The 20882-nt window shown below is 34.3% G+C and carries 18 protein-coding genes and 1 pseudogene; 3 read left to right on the top strand and 16 right to left on the bottom strand.

From position 1 onward, the window contains the following. Positions 1 to 92: 92 nt before the first annotated feature. Entirely contained in the window at positions 93 to 1118 is a 1026-nt protein-coding gene (locus H8911_RS04175; RefSeq protein WP_117924791.1) for a peptidylprolyl isomerase, read from the top strand. Further along, a complete protein-coding gene (locus H8911_RS04170; RefSeq protein WP_186998801.1) occupies positions 1118 to 2017 on the top strand; it encodes a peptidylprolyl isomerase in 900 nt (299 codons plus the stop codon). The genes H8911_RS04175 and H8911_RS04170 overlap by 1 nt, the downstream gene beginning before the upstream one ends. A 23-nt stretch (positions 2018 to 2040) precedes the next feature. Here the strand turns inward: H8911_RS04170 and H8911_RS04165 are convergent, their stop codons facing one another. From H8911_RS04165 to H8911_RS04095, 16 genes and pseudogenes are all read right to left on the bottom strand, one after another. Continuing rightward, entirely contained in the window at positions 2041 to 2313 is a 273-nt protein-coding gene (locus H8911_RS04165; protein ID WP_117924795.1) for a DUF4176 domain-containing protein, read from the bottom strand. Positions 2314 to 2325: 12 nt separating this feature from the next. Then, positions 2326 to 3120, bottom strand: coding sequence for a hypothetical protein (locus H8911_RS04160; protein WP_186998800.1), 795 nt, complete (start codon positions 3118 to 3120; stop codon positions 2326 to 2328). Further along, positions 3107 to 3280: a hypothetical protein gene (locus H8911_RS04155; RefSeq protein WP_154555723.1), complete on the bottom strand. Its 174-nt coding sequence runs from the start codon at positions 3278 to 3280 to the stop codon at positions 3107 to 3109. Before H8911_RS04155 ends, H8911_RS04160 begins: the two co-directional genes overlap by 14 nt. Next, complete coding sequence (locus tag H8911_RS04150; RefSeq protein ID WP_186998799.1) at positions 3273 to 3557, bottom strand: WXG100 family type VII secretion target; 285 nt, start codon at positions 3555 to 3557, stop codon at positions 3273 to 3275. The genes H8911_RS04155 and H8911_RS04150 overlap by 8 nt, the downstream gene beginning before the upstream one ends. 12 nt (positions 3558 to 3569) lie before the next feature. Then, the gene (locus H8911_RS04145) at positions 3570 to 3863 is read right to left on the bottom strand and encodes a WXG100 family type VII secretion target (protein ID WP_186998798.1); all 294 of its coding nucleotides are present in this window, start codon (positions 3861 to 3863) and stop codon (positions 3570 to 3572) included. 2 nt (positions 3864 to 3865) lie between these two features. After that, positions 3866 to 4033, bottom strand: a complete 168-nt coding sequence (locus H8911_RS12375; protein ID WP_222620943.1) for a hypothetical protein — start codon at positions 4031 to 4033, stop codon at positions 3866 to 3868. A gap of 31 nt (positions 4034 to 4064) precedes the next feature. Further along, positions 4065 to 7163 (bottom strand): FHA domain-containing protein, encoded by a 3099-nt coding sequence (locus H8911_RS04140; RefSeq protein ID WP_186998797.1) that lies wholly within the window; start codon positions 7161 to 7163, stop codon positions 4065 to 4067. A 98-nt stretch (positions 7164 to 7261) separates the two neighbouring features. Then, positions 7262 to 9013, bottom strand: a complete 1752-nt coding sequence (locus tag H8911_RS04135) for a hypothetical protein (RefSeq protein WP_186998796.1) — start codon at positions 9011 to 9013, stop codon at positions 7262 to 7264. Next, positions 9010 to 10335 carry a protein kinase family protein gene (locus tag H8911_RS04130; RefSeq protein WP_186998795.1) on the bottom strand — a complete coding sequence of 442 codons (1326 nt, stop codon included), beginning with the start codon at positions 10333 to 10335 and terminating at the stop codon, positions 9010 to 9012. The genes H8911_RS04135 and H8911_RS04130 overlap by 4 nt, the downstream gene beginning before the upstream one ends. Continuing rightward, complete coding sequence (locus H8911_RS04125; protein ID WP_117924196.1) at positions 10316 to 11272, bottom strand: FHA domain-containing protein; 957 nt, start codon at positions 11270 to 11272, stop codon at positions 10316 to 10318. The genes H8911_RS04130 and H8911_RS04125 overlap by 20 nt, the downstream gene beginning before the upstream one ends. A 575-nt stretch (positions 11273 to 11847) precedes the next feature. After that, a complete protein-coding gene (locus H8911_RS04120) occupies positions 11848 to 13155 on the bottom strand; it encodes a hypothetical protein (protein ID WP_186998794.1) in 1308 nt (435 codons plus the stop codon). An 8-nt stretch (positions 13156 to 13163) separates the two neighbouring features. Further along, positions 13164 to 13703: a serine O-acetyltransferase EpsC gene (epsC, locus tag H8911_RS04115; protein WP_117924200.1), complete on the bottom strand. Its 540-nt coding sequence runs from the start codon at positions 13701 to 13703 to the stop codon at positions 13164 to 13166. Between the two features lie 44 nt (positions 13704 to 13747). Beyond that, positions 13748 to 14482 (bottom strand): NAD-dependent protein deacylase, encoded by a 735-nt coding sequence (locus tag H8911_RS04110; RefSeq protein ID WP_117924202.1) that lies wholly within the window; start codon positions 14480 to 14482, stop codon positions 13748 to 13750. A 145-nt stretch (positions 14483 to 14627) separates the two neighbouring features. Then, positions 14628 to 15627: pseudogene (locus H8911_RS12370) on the bottom strand (reverse transcriptase domain-containing protein). A gap of 818 nt (positions 15628 to 16445) precedes the next feature. Next, the gene (locus tag H8911_RS04100; RefSeq protein WP_186998793.1) at positions 16446 to 18998 is read right to left on the bottom strand and encodes an ATP-dependent Clp protease ATP-binding subunit; all 2553 of its coding nucleotides are present in this window, start codon (positions 18996 to 18998) and stop codon (positions 16446 to 16448) included. Between the two features lie 122 nt (positions 18999 to 19120). After that, complete coding sequence (locus tag H8911_RS04095; protein WP_186998792.1) at positions 19121 to 19789, bottom strand: transaldolase family protein; 669 nt, start codon at positions 19787 to 19789, stop codon at positions 19121 to 19123. Between the two features lie 140 nt (positions 19790 to 19929). Here H8911_RS04095 and H8911_RS04090 point away from each other — a divergent pair, with 140 nt between their 5' ends. After that, positions 19930 to 20673: a DeoR/GlpR family DNA-binding transcription regulator gene (locus H8911_RS04090; protein WP_186998791.1), complete on the top strand. Its 744-nt coding sequence runs from the start codon at positions 19930 to 19932 to the stop codon at positions 20671 to 20673. Positions 20674 to 20882 lie beyond the last annotated feature (209 nt).

Raw genomic sequence — 20882 nt, 5'->3', positions numbered from 1 at the left:
TATTAAAATCTCAATTAATACATCTCGAGCCTTCATTGCAATTTAAAAAGATATCTCGTATAATTGAAAAGACATTCTCAAGGAGGTTAATTATGACTGATATTTTACGAAATAACTGGTTTGTTGTACTTATTGCCATCATCATTATTGGTTTTATTGGCTACTTCATCTACGACACCAATAAAGATAATGTTTCCGCAAAAACAACCAACAATGAACAAGTTATTGCTTCTATTAATAAGGATGACATTACCGCTGATGATTTATATGATGAATCCACACCTTATGATGGCTCTACTATCTACAATATGTATAAAAATGCCGTTATCGATCAATCTATCAAAACTACAAAAGATTTAAAGAAACAGGCAAGCACATTAGAGTCTAATATTAAATCTAACGCATCTAGTCAAAGTGATGACTATGAATCTACACTAACAACAGAGCTTGCCAAATATGGTTATGCATCCTATGAAGAACTTAATGATTATTGCTTAACAAGTGTAAAAGAAAAAGAAATGAATAAAAAATATATCACTAAACATTTTGATGAAGTGAAAAAAGCTTGGGAAGATAAAAGCCCAAGAACCGTATCCATTATTAAAATGGATGTTAGTGATGCCGATAATCTAACAGAAACAGAAACTAAAAAGAAAAGTAATATTGATAAGGCTTTAGAAAAAGAAAGCTTTGCGGATGTCGCTAAAGCCTTCTCTGAAGATTCAAATACCGCTAATAAAAATGGATTTGCAGGATATGTAGATTCAAACTCAACAAGTTCAGGCTCAAATTCAACATCAACTGTTCCTGCTGATGTAGTGACAGCTGCAATCGGCCTTAAAAAAGGTGAAACAAGTGACTGGATCACAGTTACAAGTTCAAGTGGAACAAGCTTATATAAGGTATATGTAAAAGAAACAAATTCAAAGAAGATTTTTAACGCAAAAAGTGACACCGTTTCAAACCAAGCATTGTATGCCATCTTAAACAGCGATTCTTCTCTTTCATACAAGATTTTAGATTCGTATGCAAAAAAATTAGATATTAAATTCAACGATAAAGACACAAAGAAAAAATTCGACAGCTATGTAAAAACAACTTATGGAGGTGATCAATAATGAAAAAGACACCTATATTATTCGTATGTGCTGCCATGATGTTGACAGGATGCTCTGGAGCAACCGCAACTATTAAGGATAAAGATGAAACAATTATGACTATTGGTGACACAAAATACACTAAGGGTGATGAATATGATTTGTTAAAAATATCTACTGGTACAGATCTTACAATGGAACTTGTAAAACAGGCTATCTACAAACAAGAAGTCAAAGTTACAAAGGAAATGAAGGAAAAAGCACAAGAACAAGTTAACAACTACAAAGAAAACATGGGAAACTTTGATGAACAAATTCAATCATTGGGATATAAAAACAGCACACAATATATGAATAAAGTTCTAATCCCAAGTTTACAAGCAAGTGAATTAACCGAAAAATACTTCACAGACGCAAAGAAAGACATCCAAAAAACATATAAACCAAGTAAAGCTCGTATCATTCAATGTGAGAATAAGGCAACTGCTAAAAAAGCTTTGAAGGCATTAAAGAACGGAACAGATCCAGAAGAAGTAGCTCAACAATACATGGTTGATTCTGCAAAATATTCTGGAAAAGAAACATTGGTAACGACAAAGACAACGGATTTATCAACTCGTTTGATCAATACATTGTCAAAGACAAAAAAAGCCGGAGTCATTGACGAAGTCTTCACAAACGAAAGCAGTGGAACAACATATGCATATGTTGCCGTATTAGTATCTAATACATATAAAGACATTAAAGATGATGTATATACAACATTGAACAGTGATGATGACGTCACAAAAGCTTGTCTTGTTTATTATTTAAAGAAATATAATTTTGAAGTACACGATCAAGATGTATTCAATAATTTAAAGGCAAACAATCCTGAATATCTAGTTTCTAGACCAGATTTATCTGAATCAGACGACTAAATAAAAGGCCATTAGACAATAGTCTAGTGGCCCATTTTTTTCATCATTTCATCCAGTTCAAATCGAAAATTAAATTCTTCTATATCCTGTAACCCTATGTAAAATAAACAATCTATATCCTCATGATCAAATACGTAACAATGCTCCTTATCCATATAGCCTTCTGGCCATAAACATCCCGCATAATCATAGAGTTTTTTTGTCTTCATATTTTGTTGAAGACGCCCCATGATCATTAACTTCTTTGTCCCCTCTTTTAAAGTGACAACACTGCCAATCGGTAATAAATCTTTCATGCCGACTCCTTTCTAATAACTTACGTTGATTTTAAAGCCCAGTCCCGCAATAAAGCCAAGTTTTGAGCCGATTTCCCACTCCCTGCTAGAAAAATGATAAGAGAAATTGGCCTCTGCACTACCTACACTTCCTTGTGCTGTTAAAGTGACTTTCGCCCCAAGAATGTTCAATACACAACGTGTTTCGCCTCGTAAGGCAGCAACACCAACTCCAGCTTCAAACGACTGTTCTTTCCTAGAAAAAGCAGCTTTACAAGTCGCATACGCAACACCAACTTGCCCTGTTGCTCGAGCGCTCGCATAGACTTTTGAATTTCCAATACGCGCATTTACTGTAGAAGATAATAACGCTAGACTTGACTCTGCATTTAATACTATACGCGGATCAAATTTCTTGTTCTTCCATATTCTTGCACTGATACTCGATTTAATTTCTCCATCAAGAAGTGTGGCATTGGCCCCTACATGGAAATAAGGCTTTGTGTAATTTTTATTCCATTCTTTAAATGACTTTGTATAACGAATCGAACCATACGAATAGCGACTCTGTTTTGTCAATTGTGAAACTAAATTCAAGTTTGTATACTTGATCAAATTCACCTTTCCAGGTTTCCAAGCACTTTGTTTGTGCTCGCAAGACTCAATTAAAGATGCGCTCTTCGATAAATAATTCGCAATATCCATTATTTCTTTTGCGATGCGATATTGCCTTTCATTAATTGTCGGATCTTTTGAAGATAGAGGCCTAGAAGCGAGCGCCTTATATTCAAGACTTAGATTTTGACAAGCTATACTATCGCCGTTCACGATTCATAATCCCCTGCATCTGAATTTGAATTAAATATTGAATTCGACTGACCTTTTGATTCACATAGACAAACTCTTCATTCGATACAATATTTTTTGTCTGATTTAACAACGCATTTAAATCACTAGACAAGGCATTGTAGAAATTTATCTCATTCATAACGCATCAAAGATTGTTCGTTTTCCTGATATAGATTTGCGGTTTGATGTAAATACGTAGAAAAGCGTGCTAACGTATCTAAATACGACATCATTGCTGGATTCAAAGTTTGAAATTGTTCCATAAAGTATTTCGAAGCTGGAGATTGCCAAATAGATTCCACATAATACATTCTGGATTCAATTTCGTTAAATACAGTTCGAATCTCATTGGCATACGTATCCACCTGCTTAGAATATGCCATTACATCTTCACTTGATATTTGAATTTGTGCCATACTTTTCTCCTTCTACAACAACAATCTAGCTTGTGCAACACGATCTTGTTGAAGCTGTTCGTAAACCGAAGCTGTCTGCTTCAATACATTGCTGTATTCTAGAATTACTTGATACATTTCTTTTAATGAAGGTCTAAATTCTTCTAGCTGATTTTGAAAAGCTAAATGATCCACCCCCTGCCAGATACTTTGCATCTGCTCCACTTTTTTATAAAGATTCTGAATTAGATCATTATAGCTATCCGCTTTGTTTTTCACATAGACACTTGCCTGATATACTTCGGAATAATCCACTGATATTTTCATTTTTACCTCCCGTAGATTAAGATATCGCCATAAGCGATTTGATTTTCTTGAAACGTTTTATTTAAATCTAAAAAATAATTTCCTGTCACATTAAACACATACTGTATTTCATAACCTAAAAACTCATTCAAAAACATTTTTACAACATACAATTGAGATACATATACCATTCTTAGATCAAGTGACAAATATATACCAACCTCATTCACAAATACCAACCCCTTCATTTTGATCTTTAAAAAAGACACAATCAAAATGTTCATATGGAAGCTTTCGCTGTAACATATATCCATATTCTTTTAAACCATAACCAACCCATACAATTTGAGCATTGTATAGTTTCTTTTGAAATGCATCCTTATTCAATAAACTCACATCTACACACACGACATATACATCACTCTCTTGATTCCAATCACTCGTAATTTTTAAATGTGCTAAACTCTCACATATACGATTTACTTCATGCACATAATCCGTATGCATATATAAAATGAATAACTTTTTTGTTTCATCCATAAAAACCGGTCGATCGCCTTTACATTCAAAACCAATACAATTTTTATCCTTATTAAATATCATCGATTTTGTAGCCCTTGATTTAAGATCTGTTTCTTTTATCTTTCGATATAAAATTTCAACATATGCATTGTGATACAGCGTCATATTTAGATACGAAGGCAGATGGTAGGTGTCAAAGAATATCCGTTTATCATCTAAACTCTCTATATCAAATACATACTTATTTAAGATCCATTTCAAATTTGTGGTTTCATTATTCGTAACCACAAACGAAATTACATGTTCATCCAATTCAGAAAGATTCAAATTCTCATCTTCGAAAATGATACAAACACCTTCATGAATCTTTGAAAAATAGCGAGATTGAAAGAAACTAAAATCTACATAGGAATCCAACATATTTGTTCCATAGACATAGATCGTTTCATTTTCAAAATATTTGATCAAACGATATACAATATCTAGACTTTTTGTATAAAACAACTGTATTGACATAAATTCAATTTCACATTGTCTTTGTTCAAAAGGAAGATCTAACACACCAAATACATATTCAGGAATATCTTTAGGCAACAACACCCATTCTCTTGCTTCCTTTAAATCATGAATTTGATCCTTTAATACATCCATGACACGCTTACCCGCATGATGTTTTGAATGCAGTACTTCTTTTTTCTCATTGATTTCACGCCAACATATTTCATCTATTGAACTTTGTAAATAAAAACTTCGACAAGATTGATTCTTTTGTTGGTGCTGAAGAATCATATCTCCTGGATTTTTTAAATGATACGCCGTTTCATTTTGAAGCATTTCTCGACTATCTTGTACGCTACTCACATGAAAACAAGCTCGCCAAGTTGTATTTGACCAAACTTGATCATCAATGATGCCAGAAGGTTTTTGTGTGCTTAAAACCAAATGGATGCCTAGTGATCTTCCAATTCGAGCAATTTCCTGCAGTTGTGACATAAATTGTGGAAATCGCATTTTTAGTTGGGCAAATTCATCCACAAAGATCCATAAATGTGACATTGTACAGATCTTATTGTAGGAATGAATATCCGATACTTTTTCTTTTAAGAACAAGCGCTGTCTTTTCTCCAATTCATAATTCATGCTCTGAAAAAAACGTTCCATAGATTGTGCATCTAAATTGGTCACAATTCCTGCACAATGCGCAAATTCATAAAAGGGTTGTCCAAAGGCACCGCCCTTAAAGTCAATCAATATATATTGAAATTGTTGAGGCGTATTATGCCATATCAGCATCATCAAAAGAAAACTAATAAATTCACTCTTGCCAAAACCTGTCATTCCTGCAACTAAGCCATGAGGCCCATACTCTTGAAAATCCATAACAACAATTTGTTGGGACTCATCAATACCTACTGGAACTTTCATTACATACTCAGATTTTCGAACAGGACCTATTTTGATTAGTTGATCATAGAAATTTGAATCTTCATTCCGCAATACAAATCGTTTTCGATCCAAGCCTAATTCTGTTATCGCAATTGTTTCAATTTGGTAGTCATAATGGAAAGATGGTTTTTGTTTTCCCACATAAATCAAACAATAATACGACTTAGGAAGATATTTTCCTTCTATATCAACGACTATTGTATCGGCATCGATTTTTTCACAAATAGCACAATAGGGATTTAAAAGAATTTGTTTCATTCCATCAAACTCCTGAAGCCATACCCATTTACGTTTTTGTTTGGAATACCACAAATAATTTTCAAATAAAATAACACTTGACTTCACATCTCCTTGAATCCAACAAGCTTCGCCTTGTCTTAAAAATATAGGAAATTGTACAAATTGATTTAAGTTTGAGATTAACTGTTCTCTTTTTTGCATCAACTCATCAAGTGCATATTCATACGAAACTTCACGATAACTTATTTTGCACCATGCATTGTATGCACACCCTACATAAATCACATCTCTGTTTTCGTGTTGGTATGTATCGATATATTTAGTAATATATTCATCCATCTGTTTTTTAAATGTACCTTTAGATATAACACCCTTTTCATACATCTTCTCTATGTAGGCATTATACATATCGATACTTTTTTTGCTCTCTTTTACACTTAATTTGTATTGATAATTCCGGTTGTAAAGGCCATACACCATAAAAGTAAATGCCATTGTCAAAGAGCTGATCATACTTGTGAAGAGTGATTCTATTCTTTGTTTTTGAAGATATCCAATCAAAATGGAGGAGACAAAACCAGAACTTGCGATCATACAACTCGGTCCTATCGCACTAAATAGACTTTGTTTTTGAACTGTACGCATAATTTGTGGCATCTGAATATCAAATTTTTGAACCTTTGGCATTTCAATATTTAAACAGTACGGATAATATGTTGCATTTTTACGATCTAGCTCTACATTACTATAAGGATTGTTGACCATATCCAAAAGTACATAATCTTTAAAATAAATCATGCGAATGTTCGCAAACACGATTTCATCCTGCATACAAAGGCTGCATCTTTTAACTCGTTTCGAATTGACATACGTACCGTTTAAACTATCAAAATCCTGTAATACACCTTCTTCAATTTGAAAATGATACCTAGACACTCCGTTTGTACATAATTGAATATCACATGCTTCACTTCTTCCCACCATTATCTTTTTAGAAATTGGAAAATGGCACATTGTACTTTCTATTTCTTCTAAATAAAATAAAACTTCATCTAGAATACACGATTCACCATATCTCAATATTTTTTTAGATTGGTTCCATACAATACACACACCATTCCTTCTTTTTTCAAAGAAGTACTTTGAAAATGACTTTGCGCAGTTCAAGTCAAAGTAGTGGCAGGATTTGTCTGTGTATAGCCATAGTTTGATCATAATTTAAAGATTTGTTTGAGCCACATTCTTATTTTCTGTATAGAGGTGATTCTCACAGCTGACCTTTTGATTTCTTCTTTTTTTAATACTTTGCGATGCTTTGTCTTTACCTCAATTGAGGTCTTTTTCTTTTTTAATGAAATCTCGACAAAATCATGTCCCATCACATCTTTTTCAATCTGTACACGCTTACCATTGACTAAAACATACTCGATCTTATCTTCAGACCATATTTGTACCTTATTCTTTTTACGCGTATAGTGAATTTTGGGCTTAGAAACCTTTTGAATATGTTTCTTATTCTTTTTTAAGACCACTTCATTATCGTCATTTACAACCCAGACACGTTCAAATTCAACCACTTCATCTTTTTCTAGAACTTGTTCACTTTTTGAAACCATTTCAATCTCTTTATCGGGACTAAATACAAATTCATATTCTTTCTTTTCTAGGTTCATCAGCACATCATTTGTATATGTCACAATTTTTAATACATCATCTTTGACCATACGATTAAAGACTTTCTCAAAATCCATATCCATGAAAGTATCATTTAAATAGTATTCCACCCGCATATACGCATTTGAAGCATCATACTTGTATTCTAGGCTGGGGCGTTTCTTTATATTCATGCGATCCACAACCCTTTCATTATTCATAAACAACTGACTTGAAGGGGCTTTTTTATCGATTTGAACATAAATTTGATCACTTACCTCATGTCCATATATATCTTTGGCATACGCACTCACACAATAGATGACATCCTGATTATGTATGGCCGGTAAATGAATCGTTTCATTGAGCGCATAGCGCGTTTTAATACCATTGAGATCCACATCTATATATCCTATTTCTAATTTAGATACATTACGGATTGCTTTCACAATGACATCCTCATTAGATAGCTTACTTGAAGGAGTTAATGTGATTATTGGCAAAATATTGGAATATTCAATAGAGCCTTCGATACTTTTTTTAAATTGTGGATACTCTTTATGTTCTAACTCAAATGTATACTTTCCATTTTTTGAATGATCAATCAACACTTGATTTTTGTCTTCTAAATCAAGTGAATAGTAATATATACCATCACAATACACATGCAGATTAAAAGCCTGTTTACATACAGATTCAAATTGCATGTTAGAATGATTTTCTTTTGTGTACACGACAGAATTTAATAAACATTCAGGATATTTAATAGGTAAAATTTTAATTTCTCTTTCCAACTTATTTTGTGCAATATCTGTACAGATTATTCGTAAAGATTGATTTTTGGATGTAACATCCACATCAAATTCAAGTTCTTCACAATCCATTTGTTCATCATCTAAATAAACCTCAATACTTTTCAAATTTTGTTCGAATATCTTTACATGAACGGTTTCTTTATCTTCTAAAGGAAGTACATCCAGAATCTTTTGATTATTTGTATTAAATACAATATCTGGCATTGTCGTATCTAATAGAATTGTCTTTTCACCTTCCTGTAACGCATAGCCATCTACATCTTTTAAAATATATACAAGCTGTGTGATTCCTTCTTTTTGAATATCGATAAAAGTATGTTCGTTGTTTAAATCAATTTCTTTGCCATCATAAATAACTAAACTGGAATCTCGATCCACTTTTTCATCAAAGAACAACTCAATATTCCCGGTCGCAGAGGCCACACCATTTATAAAGTTTTCTGTTTCCTGCCAATATATAAAATCTGTATATTCAACATCTTGTAGAGAAATCATAAACTCCTCCAAAATTCATAAAGATCTTTCCATCTTTCACTTTTTAAATTGTCAATAAAAACCACTGGAATTTCCATATTTTCACTCTCCTTATTTCGTAATAAAAGTACATATTCCAAGTAATTACATCCTAGATTTTCAAATTCGGCTTGATACGTTTTTAATGTCTCTGGACTTATACTTTCAATCCAGTCTTTAATCGGTTGAATCGAAATTTTGATTTCTTTATGTAGACCAAACTGAAGACATTGATTTAACACGTTCAATTTATCTTTTAGAAGCAAGTTATTTGAATTAACCAGCTTAACACACGTATCAATATGTGCGGCATCCGGATTTAAATACACCAGCACAAGTGCTTGAAGCTCTGGCCATTTATTTAAAGAAACACGATCATATACATATCGAATCAAAGTAGCATCTTTTGTTGCTATTGCCTCCTCCATTAAAAATAAAGATGCTTGTTCATTGACATATACTTCATCCAAGATCCATCCATTAGAGATCCACGTATATAAACGATCTTGTTTATCAGACTCTTTATACGCTTTTTCAAATAAGGCAATTTGATGATGGGTGTAGTACGCATCAAAGACACTTTTTGGACTTGTACTGAAGACAGACAGAATACATATAGAAAGTACAAGCAAGATTCGAATGATGATATGTATAAAAATCAAGTTCTTAAATGTAGATAATCGAGATATTCTTCGCTCTTGTTTTTGATGACACAAAAGAACTATGGGCATCATACTTATGCCGAAAAGTTCTTGAATCAAAGAACCAAGTGCATAGATATCACAACGAATATCCTTTTCACTCAATGTTAATAATTCAGGTGCACAATTGGATTTTGAAGCCATCACTGCCACATGTGAGTGATTTTCAATACATGCGTTAAAATCAATTAAATAAAAATGGTTCTGATAATAAATAATATTTTCAAGTTTTAAATCAATATAGAGATAGCCAATCTGATGCAGGTCTTGCAAGACTTTTAAAACATCAATTAGCAAACGATACTTTTTGAATAAACAACGATGGTTTTGAAAGTATTGTCTTGCGTTGATTCCTGGAATATACGTTTCGACAAAACATTGTGCAAAGTCTTCTTCAAAACAAGTGATCAAACTAGGGACATGGATCGAATTTAAGTTAGAGAGCACATTGATCTCTGTTTTAAATTGATGTTTATATCGTTCTGTTTCATAATCTGGACAGATTTTTAAAATATAAACACATGTACTAAATTCATCCATAACACGATAAACATTGGCATTATAGGTATGTACGACCTTATATCTATTGTTCTTTAAATTCACACACGACATCACCAAATCTTATCGTCATTCCATCTTTTAATCGCATCTTGCGTTTCACTTCTTTTTCGTTCAGATACGTCTTATTCGTACTCTTTAGATCTTGTATATAGTACCGATCATTTTCACATACGATCTTGGCATGTTTTAAAGATATACTCGCATCCTGTATACGGACATCACATACCATCGCTCTTCCTACTAGATTGATTTCATTGCACAATGCATATTTTTCCTGATCGCATAATAGGTAGGCATAAAAATCTACTTTTACTTGTAAAAGCTGTGTTTTTTCTTCCAAAACAGATTCAACAGGCTTCTCTTTATGGAAAGCTTGTATGGGTTCTTTGACTTTAAATGTCTGCATTCTCTTGTTTTTAAAGAAAAATAGCTTTTTCGGATAATATAAATTTCGTATATTATCCAGACCTAAGACAAGATTGGGTAAACTAAACTCAGCACTCTTTAAAAACTTCAATAAAAATCCAGGAATTTCAAAAGCGGTTGTAGTCTGCATCGTTTTTGCGATATACTCCACCCATTTTTCTGACATATCCTTTTGAAACATCCAGTTCGATATTTGAATGGGCACCACGACAAACGCAAAGCGATCTCCAAAACTAGAGACAAATACGTAGTCTGGATCAAATAGAACTGGTTTATTGCGATTGGATGCGATGGCTTGTTCAAATAACTGATGCAAGAATATATAGCCTTCTTCTTTTTCAAACACATACTGACTTAAAAAATCATGTAAAGGAATATAGCCTTCTATCGCATACACCATCGATGCCGTTTTTTCGTTTGTCAACATACAAGGCAGACAAAAATCATCGTTCGATAATCGATCAAAAATGGATAGGTCGAGTAATTCTGGATTTTTCAAATGAACATACAAGTGATTGTCATCCATGTGATCTTGTTCAATCCATTCGGACATCTCATCACCTCCATACTCTTAAACGTTTTTTTTAATACTTTTTCCAGAAAACTTTCATTATTTTTTTGATTTTTTGAGTTTTTTTGTCTAAAATGAAACAATGATGAAATTTATAACATATATTCACGTTTATTTAATTCAAACCATCCTGAATTTCCTTCCATTTTGCTGGATTGACATCTTCTATGACAATCAGACGTATATAGGAAATCAACTACATCACCCCATATATTTATTTCTATGGGCGTTTAGTTCGGCAATTGGATTTTATTATTATTCAAAAAAAATATGGGAAAAATATAACGTAAATTACAATAAAAAAAATCATGTCTTAATCTGTTTAGGCATGATTCTTTCATGTAGTATTCCCTATAACGATATAACACTTTTAAAAGACCTTCACGTATGGCTTTCCATTCTTTTTGTAGCCTGTTTTATCCTTGAATGGTTTCTTTATATTCCGGTTCACTTAAATAAAAACTCAATCCTGTTTTTTATCAACATTGGATTGAGTTTTGTGTTCACATTTATGTTTGGCCACATTACTGGCTTTTGCGAAATCTATTTTTCATTTACTACGAATATTCTACTTCATCACTGGATGTTTCAGGATTGATCTTTTCAATCTTATCTAAGTAGTTTTTCGCTTTTTTCACAAAATACATACGATTTCCAAGCTCAAGTACTTTTTCAAAATATAAGCGAGCCAATTTATAATCTTCTTCTACAAAGGAGATCAAAGCAATATAGTAACATGAATCTACTTGCTGGAAAGGAAAATTCGCTCTTTGTAGACCTTGTAAATAATATTTCTTACAAGTATTCAAATCCCCATCCATAAGATGAATCTTATTTTCAATGGCCGCCATTTCTTCACTTTGAATCATGACACCAGCACGTCCATAATGAAGACGAATATTTTGCGCCTCTTCTTTACAACGAGATAAAGCCTCTTCATCCTTCAACATATAATAAATATACGACATCAATGACCAATATTGTAAAGAACTCGCAGCATCCTTACGCGGATAACTGATCAATACATCTTGAGCAAGTTCAGCATCATTTAAATAAATCAAGCATTGTGCAAGCAATGTATGCTGGCTCAAGCGCGTATGTCCCTTTGAATTTGTGCAATAGTAAATAATGGCACTCGCACAAGCCTCAGGATTACAATCTTCATATAATAATTTTGTGATTGGTAAAAGGGATACAGCACGATAACGTAACACTAAATTAAACGCAAATAAGTAGAACATCAATAATACAGCTAGAAGCATCATATTATTTACGGCAATTAAAATTGCAAATAAGGCAACAATGCCTAACGCATAAATACCTGTTAATTTACGAACATTTTTACGACAAGTCTTTGCGAGATCCTTATAAGACTCATCCAATTCATGATGAATCTTATATATACGAACCAATTCATCGTCGCTTGTAAAATTAAATTCGCGACGTTCTTTCGAAATGCTTTTGCGCAAACTTAACATTCCATAAATACATACAACAAATGCAGGCACAACCAAAATGGCACCAATATAGATCATGTATTCAGGTAAAAAGAAAATCAAACACATAACGATCCATGGGCTGATGTTGAATCGCGCTGTTACATATTGTCCAATATAAATGATATTGATGATTCCTGAAATCAATAAGGCATCACCTACATATAAGATCCACATATTATTTTGCAGATACGTTAAAACCTGTTTCAGTGATTCTGTATCTACACCTGGTACAGAACTTAATGAACTCGACAACATATCCGAACTCATATCGATACCACTCGCAAATACAACCGCACATAAGCAAAGTCCAACTAAAAAAGCTACAACTAAAGCTATTAAATGGGATTTACAACGATATTTCCACATACAACCACCTATTTCTTCTCTATAATTCTTGCAGGAATTCCTACTGCAGTTGCCCCTTCAGGAACATCTTCTAAGACGACCGCATTTGCCCCTACACGACATCCCTTTTTCAAAGTGATATTTCCTAAACATTTTGCTCCACAGCCAATATATACACCATCCTCTAAAGTTGGATGTCTTTTGACATGTTGCTTTCCTGTACCACCAAGTGTGACACCATGATAAAGCTGACAATCATCCCCGATAATTGCCGTTTCACCAATCACAACTCCGATACCATGATCAATCATCAAACCACGACCAATCACAGCACCAGGGTGAATTTCAATTCCTGTCCAATGCCTTGCTCGATTACTTACCCAACGCGCAATAAATGTATGATTACGCACCCAAAACCAATGAGCAATACGATGTAAACCAATTGCCTTAATATGTGGATACAACCAAAACACTTCCCATTTTGAATGTGCTGCTGGGTCTAACTGCATTGTTCTTTCTATGTTATATAATCCATCACGGATAAAAGATTTCTTGTTTCTTTCTGACATGATAAAATTTTAGTTTATTTATGTCTAAATTTCAAGTTTAGTGTTTATTTCACATAAACTTCACATAGTGAATCATCTAAAACCTTACCAATCGAATCATGAATAACAAGATCCGCCTTTGAATCCATATTTGTACTGTCTTTATTGATCAAAACCAAATGTTTGCCATGAAAATAGTTAATTAAACCAGCCGCAGGATATACGACAAGACTTGTACCACCTACAATTAAAAGATCTGCCTGCTCAATCGCATGAATAGCCGAATACAATGTATATTCATCTAAGCCTTCTTCATACAAAACAACATCTGGCTTAATGATGGCACCACACTTGCTACATCTAGGAATACCTTCATTATCTCTTAGTTTCATCATATCCTCTAGAGAATATTTTGTTTGACAATGCGTACAAGTATTTCTTAAAACACTTCCATGCAATTCATAGACCTTTTTAGAACCTGCCATCTGATGTAAGCCATCAATATTCTGTGTCACAATCCCTTTTAGCTTTCCCATTTTTTCAAGCTTTGAAAGAGCATGATGCGCCTTATTAGGTTGGGCATCTGGATAAATCATCTGATTAAAATAAAAATCAAAGAATTCTTTAGGATGACTTAAATAAAAACTATGTGACAACATAATCTCAGCCGGATATGGATACTTCTTTTTATATAATCCATTATCACTACGAAAATCTGGAATGTTACTTTCTGTAGACACACCAGCACCACCAAAAAATACTATATTATGACTTTCTTGAATCCAATCTTTTAAAGACATAACATCGTCGAGTAGACTTTGTCTCGACCTTCACCCCTTTCATCAATATAAAATAATTTCGCGATGAGAGGTTCAAGTCTCAAAAGCCCCTCACAGAACCGCACGTGCCCTATTAAGGCATACGGCTCTTCAACAAATTATTCACCTAATAAGCACTATTTAAATATATCTTAGGACACTCCAGTTGATGTATCTTTAGGATATTTATATATTTATTCCAAGTTAACCAGTTAGTCTGGTCTCTGCATCTCTTGCTTTTACGCAATTCTACTAGAACATATTTATAGAACTTTAGTAGACCGACATAGTTACCATAAATTCCATAATATCTGTAATGTCCTGTTAATCTCACATTCAACGCTTCAATGGTATCCTTAATGCTTTCGTGCATATGTTCCCATAACCATCTCTTAATGGCTTCTCTTTTCATTTTCAACTTCTTCTTGCTTGTTCTATGCAGTACACAATATTTGCCCCAATGACTTTTCGCATTGTAATGTGTAAATCCAAGAAAATCAAAGGATTCCTTTGTTCCCTTGTATCTGCCAAAGGGTAGTATTCTGCTTTTATCTTCTGCAATTTCAAGACCAAACTTCTTTAGTCTCTCTATTAAAAGCTGATAAAACTTTTGCGCTTCATTCTCGTATTGAAACAGACATACAAAATCATCTGCATAGCGTACCATATACATTTCGCCCCTGAATTCACGTTTCTTTACATAATCGAACCATGTATCAAGTACATAATGTAGATACACATTTGCCAGTACTGGTGATATTAATCCTCCCTGTACTTTTCCTGAATCTGTAGCCAGTCGTTTTACCATCTTCCATAACTCCACCAATCAGAAATCGTTTGATGTATCTGATAAAATTCTTGTCTGCTATGTCATGCTCTAAAAAATTTATCATCCAATCATGGTCGATGTTGTCGAAGAATCCTTTAATATCTGCGTCTAAGATGTAATTAACCTTATTAGCCATGATATGTTTGTTCACTCTCTGTATTGCATCGTGACAACTCCTGTTTGGACGAAACCCAAAAGAGAAATCTTTGAATTTGGGTTCATAGATTGCCTCTAGAATCTCCTTGAAGACTCCTTGCACAACTTTATCCTCAAATGATGGAATGCCTAGTCCGCGCATTTTCCCATTTCCTTTCGGTATAAAGGCTCTGCGCACTGGATAAGGCCTATAAGAAAATTTCTTCATTCTGATTAACAGATTTTCAATATTTTCGTCTATGTTTTCTCCATATTGCTCCTTGGTTACCCCGTCAACTCCAACCGCTTTTCCTTTCGGTTGCTTTTTGTAGGATTCCTTGAGTGTGTCATTGTTTACATATTTCATTAACGACTGTACTCTGTCATATCTTGCTACGAGATTGGCTATTTCTGCTTTCTCTTTTTCCATAGATTACTTGCCTCCTGTGCTTTCTATGTTTTGATTGCAAAAGCAACTTATTGTCCGTCCCTTCCCTCTAGCGTCATTACTGCTTTCCATGGTACTATAGACGAATCCGACTCCTCAATGGTCTTCGTTCATACTCATCATTGCATTGACCGATACTCCCTACTGTCTCATGTACAGAACCATCCAGGCCTCCCAGGTATTTCAAATATAACAATATCAGGTATGCCGTGCTCTAGGACTCCGGTGTGTTTTCATAGTCTCGCTTTAGCGACTAATCCTTGTTGGTGACCCAAGAAAGTAGTAGACCACCCCACACAATCGATAATTCTAACGGAGCTCAATCACTTCACGCTTACGCATTACGGCGTTCCTGTTCCCTGTCCTACGCTTAAACACCGTTGTTAGCCTTTGGTGCTCCAAGGACTTGGTACTGGCAACTTGCTAGGTTTTACCAGACTGGATTCCCACCAGTTATATATTTGGCACCGAACTGGCGCACACTTCCTGAAACTATTATACCTCTAAATAAGAAAAGAAAGGAAGATAATTCATTATCTTCCTTGAATATCAAATGTATACTCGCCATTTTGACAATCTACATGGATTACATCCCCTTGCATAGCGCCAGTCTTAATCATTTCCTTGGCAATCTGTGTCTCAAGATTTCTTTGGATATAACGCTTCATAGGACGAGCACCATATACAGGATCTACCCCCATCTTTGCGATCTGATTGTATACAGCATCACTTACATTCAATGTAATGTCACGTTCAGCCAAACGTTTTTGTAGCAAGCCGACAAACTTGTGGGCAATCTTAATAAAGGCCGAATCATCTAATGCGTTGAACACAATAATTTCATCGATACGGTTAATGAATTCTGGTTTAAAGTGACGCTTTACTTCTTCCATATATTTATCATGTACATCACCAGATTCAAAGGCATATTGGCTACCTAAGTTAGATGTTAAGATAATAATTGTATTCTTAAAATCTACCGTAACACCTTTCGAGTCTGTAATACGACCATCATCAAGAATTTGAAGTAACACATTGAATACATCTGGATGCGCCTTTTCGATTTCATCAAACAAGACAATACTATATGGATTACGACGAACAGCTTCCGTTAATTGACCTCCCTCATCGTATCCTACATATCCAGGAGGTGCACCAATTAATCGTGCCACACTGTGTTTTTCCATGTATTCACTCATATCAATACGCACAATATGTCTTTCATCGTCAAATAACTGTTCAGCCAAAGCCTTGGCAACCTCCGTTTTACCAACACCAGTTGGACCTAAGAACATGAACGATCCAATTGGACGATTCTCATCTTGAATCTGTGCTTTAGAACGCAAGATTGCATCTGTTACAAGTTCTAGAGCTTCATTTTGACCAACAACACGTTTTTCAAGTTCTTCCTTCAAATTCAATAATTTATCTCTTTCAGAGGCAACCAAACGAGTCACTTCAACGCCTGTCCATCTAGAAACGATTTTCGCAATCAATTCTTCATTGACCGTTTCTTGAATCAAAGCATCCTCTTTTTGACTTGCCTGCTCTTTTTGAATACGAGCCTCTAATTCTGGAATCGTGCCATATTGAAGTTTAGCAGCATCTTCGTAACGAGCTTCATTACGCGCTTGCTCTAAATCCAAACGAGCTTTCTCCAAACGTTGTTTATCCTCTTTTTCATTAGCCAAGCCATGTTTTTCGTCTTCCCACTTAGAATGCATTTCATCACGCTTTGATTGTAAAGAAGCTAATTCACTTTCAATTTCTTCACGACGCTCAATAGCCCTTTTATCTTCTTCTTTTTGTAGAGAAGTCTTTTCAATTTGAAGTTGTAAAATCTTACGCTGTAATTCATCCAACTCTTGAGGCATACTTTCCATTTCAACCTTTAACGTAGCACAAGCCTCATCCACTAAGTCAATTGCCTTATCTGGTAAGAAACGATCCGTGATATAACGATCGGACATAGTAGCTGCCGCAATTAAAGCTTCATCCAAAATACGTACACCATGATAACTTTCAAAACGATCTTTTAATCCACGCAAAATACTGATTGTATCCTCTACACTTGGCTGAGCAACTTGTACTTTTTGGAAACGACGCTCTAAAGCGGCATCCTTTTCAATATATTTACGATATTCATTGAAAGTTGTTGCACCAATACAATGTAGTTCACCACGCGCTAACATTGGCTTTAATAAGTTAGCCGCATCCATACTACCTTCGGTTTTACCTGCACCAACCAAGTTATGAATTTCATCAATAAACAAGATGATTTGTCCATCCGATTTTTTAACTTCATCCAAAATGGATTTTAAACGCTCCTCAAATTCACCACGATACTTAGCACCGGCAATCAAAGATCCCATATCCAATTCAATCAAGCGTTTCTCTTTTAATGACTCAGGCACATCCCCCTTCATAATACGCCATGCGATCCCTTCAACAACAGCTGTCTTACCAACACCAGGTTCACCAATCAAAACAGGGTTGTTCTTTGTCTTACGAGATAAAATCTGCATAACACGTCGAATTTCATCATCACGTCCAATAATTGGATCAATCTTACCATCACGCACATCCTGAACTAGATCACGACCATATTTCTTTAAAGCTTCTACATTCTCTTCTGAATTTGGCGTATCAAATTTTTTACCATTACGACGCTCTAATTCAGCTTTGTAGCAAGCATCCTTATTCAAGTTAAAAGTTCTTACCAATTCTTTAGAAATATAAGAACGATTAAACAATAGAGCTAAGAATACACTAGCTACTGAAAGATAAGTTTCATCATGTTGACTCGCCCAGTTTTGCGCATCTTCAAACGACTTCTGCACTTCATTGGATAAATTTATATTACTTGTTGAGCTCTTTGCGACACGATTAGATTCTTGTTGAGCCATCTGTAAAGCACGACCTTTATCCAAGCCGATACGCTCAAACAAGCCGTCCAATACATCATCCTTAAAAATCGTTTCCAACATATCCACAGTATCCACACTTGGATGTTGGTTGGATTTTGCCAAATTAATGGCATCCATTAAAATCTTCTGCAAACGCTCTGACATTTGATCGATATTCATAAATAAGCACCTCCTTGCGCTTAGCACTCACTCTTTGTGATTGCTAATGATAGTATAACACCATTTTTGGCACTGTCAACACTTAAGTGCTAATTATTTTTTAAAAAGAAAAGTAGATTTCTCTACTTTTCCAATGTATTACGATTATAAGCTCTTTGCCAATTTACGCTAAATTCACCCACCGCAATCTTTGTTCCTGGATGATCAATCATTTGATATAAAACATCACAAGGAACAGTTACAGCTTGAATTCCAGCCTTGATCAATTCATGTACTTGATATGTATTTTTAAAGCTTGCCGCAATCACTTTAGCCGGCATATGATTCACTCTCAACATTTCAATCAAGTCTTTTACATTCTGAACACCATCTCCATAATTACACATTCGATTTGTATAAGGTGCTAAATATTCAGCTCCATCCATTGCAGCTAAAAAAGCCTGATCCGCTGTATAAATGGCAGTAGCCAATGTGTGAATTCCTAACTTTTTACATTCTTTAATAGCTCTTAAGCCCTCATGTGTAACCGGAATCTTTACATACATATTTTTATTACGAATGGAAGAAATCATTTTTGCCTCTTCCATAATACCTTCAAAAGAGGTCTGTACCGTTTGAATAAACAACAATTGATCTTCGCTCAACACCTCACAAAGATCTTTTACTACATCCATTGCTTCTCTATTCGATTTTGTTAATATTGTAGGGTTTGTCGTAACACCCGTAATTGTTAATAACTCATTTAGTTCTTTAATTTGTTCAATATTTGATGAATCGATAATTAATTCCATAATAGATCCTCCTTAAGTTCATCTGTATACTAACACCAGAAAAATTTTGATTCAATAACCTTTTCACATCAAACAATTTATTTCAAAAGAACACAAATAAACATGTTCCCTTCTGTTTCTTTTTGTGCTTTAATAGAATTATGAACACAACACAAAGAAGATATGAAATCTATGAAAAACTAAAAAAAGATAAAACCGTACAAGTAAGTGAACTCGCAAAAGTATACTCCGTTTCCTTAATGACCATACGAAGAGATTTAGATAGTCTAGAAAACCAAGGACTCGCCACAAAGCGCTATGGAGGAGCCACACTCAATGAGTCTAGTTCAACTGAACCTTCCTTTGAAATCAAAGAAGGTATGTCACAATCGGATAAAAAAGAAATCGCGATTTATGCTAGTACACTCATTCAAGATGGAGATTCTATCTATTTGGATTGTGGTACAACCTGCCTTGAGCTCTTTAAACGTATACACCATAAAAAAATCACAATCTTTACAAATTTCTGGAAGATTCTTCAATATGTAGATCGAAATACCAAGGCGAAAATCATTATGGCTCCAGGCACCTATAATCCTGTAACTCAGGCAGCTCTATCTGAAAGCACCATTCAATTCTTTCAAAACTATTATATCGATAAAGCCTTTATTTCCGTATTAGGCCTTGACTTAGACTATGGCGTATCCATTCCCAGCATGAGTGATGCTTTAGTTAAAAAAGCGATTCTTGATTCTTCCAATAAAAAAATTTGTATGGCAGACCATACAAAATTCCATAAGAAGTATATGTCAAAAATAGCCAATATTGATGATTTTGACATGATTATCACCGATAATAAACTAGATGATACTATAAAACACGAAAACATAATAAAAGCACATTAAATGTGCTTTCAGACTGTTGACAAAGTGACTGTCGACAGTCTTTTTAAAATCTGATAGAATATCTGTGGCAGAAACGTACTTCATAAACCCAAAATAGTCGACGTTTCTGCCATTTATTATGCCAAAAATGATATAATTATAGAGGGTTTATGGAGGATATCACAATGGCTATGACTAACAGAAACAATGCAAAATTAGATTGCATGATT

Origin of the sequence: Holdemanella hominis (assembly GCF_014306155.1) — a bacterium.
GTDB classification, from domain to species: domain Bacteria; phylum Bacillota_I; class Bacilli_A; order Erysipelotrichales; family Erysipelotrichaceae; genus Holdemanella; species Holdemanella hominis.
The sequence above is the reverse complement of the archived record's forward strand: the minus strand, read 5'-3'. Positions and strand labels throughout refer to the sequence as shown.

Excerpts from the sequence above, each read along its gene's own strand:
- H8911_RS12375 (WP_222620943.1), bottom strand. The coding sequence starts at position 4,033 with ATGGTATATGTATCTCAATTGTATGTTGTAAAAATGTTTTTGAATGAG.
- H8911_RS04125 (WP_117924196.1), bottom strand. The coding sequence starts at position 11,272 with ATGTCCGAATGGATTGAACAAGATCACATGGATGACAATCACTTGTAT.
- H8911_RS04175 (WP_117924791.1), top strand. The coding sequence starts at position 93 with ATGACTGATATTTTACGAAATAACTGGTTTGTTGTACTTATTGCCATC.
- H8911_RS04120 (WP_186998794.1), bottom strand. The coding sequence starts at position 13,155 with ATGTGGAAATATCGTTGTAAATCCCATTTAATAGCTTTAGTTGTAGCT.
- H8911_RS04155 (WP_154555723.1), bottom strand. The coding sequence starts at position 3,280 with ATGAATGAGATAAATTTCTACAATGCCTTGTCTAGTGATTTAAATGCG.
- H8911_RS04090 (WP_186998791.1), top strand. The coding sequence starts at position 19,930 with ATGAACACAACACAAAGAAGATATGAAATCTATGAAAAACTAAAAAAA.
- epsC (WP_117924200.1), bottom strand. The coding sequence starts at position 13,703 with ATGTCAGAAAGAAACAAGAAATCTTTTATCCGTGATGGATTATATAAC.
- H8911_RS04100 (WP_186998793.1), bottom strand. The coding sequence starts at position 18,998 with ATGAATATCGATCAAATGTCAGAGCGTTTGCAGAAGATTTTAATGGAT.
- H8911_RS04150 (WP_186998799.1), bottom strand. The coding sequence starts at position 3,557 with ATGGCACAAATTCAAATATCAAGTGAAGATGTAATGGCATATTCTAAG.
- H8911_RS04145 (WP_186998798.1), bottom strand. The coding sequence starts at position 3,863 with ATGAAAATATCAGTGGATTATTCCGAAGTATATCAGGCAAGTGTCTAT.
- H8911_RS04095 (WP_186998792.1), bottom strand. The coding sequence starts at position 19,789 with ATGGAATTAATTATCGATTCATCAAATATTGAACAAATTAAAGAACTA.
- H8911_RS04170 (WP_186998801.1), top strand. The coding sequence starts at position 1,118 with ATGAAAAAGACACCTATATTATTCGTATGTGCTGCCATGATGTTGACA.
- H8911_RS04135 (WP_186998796.1), bottom strand. The coding sequence starts at position 9,013 with ATGATTTCTCTACAAGATGTTGAATATACAGATTTTATATATTGGCAG.
- H8911_RS04165 (WP_117924795.1), bottom strand. The coding sequence starts at position 2,313 with ATGAAAGATTTATTACCGATTGGCAGTGTTGTCACTTTAAAAGAGGGG.
- H8911_RS04110 (WP_117924202.1), bottom strand. The coding sequence starts at position 14,482 with ATGTCTTTAAAAGATTGGATTCAAGAAAGTCATAATATAGTATTTTTT.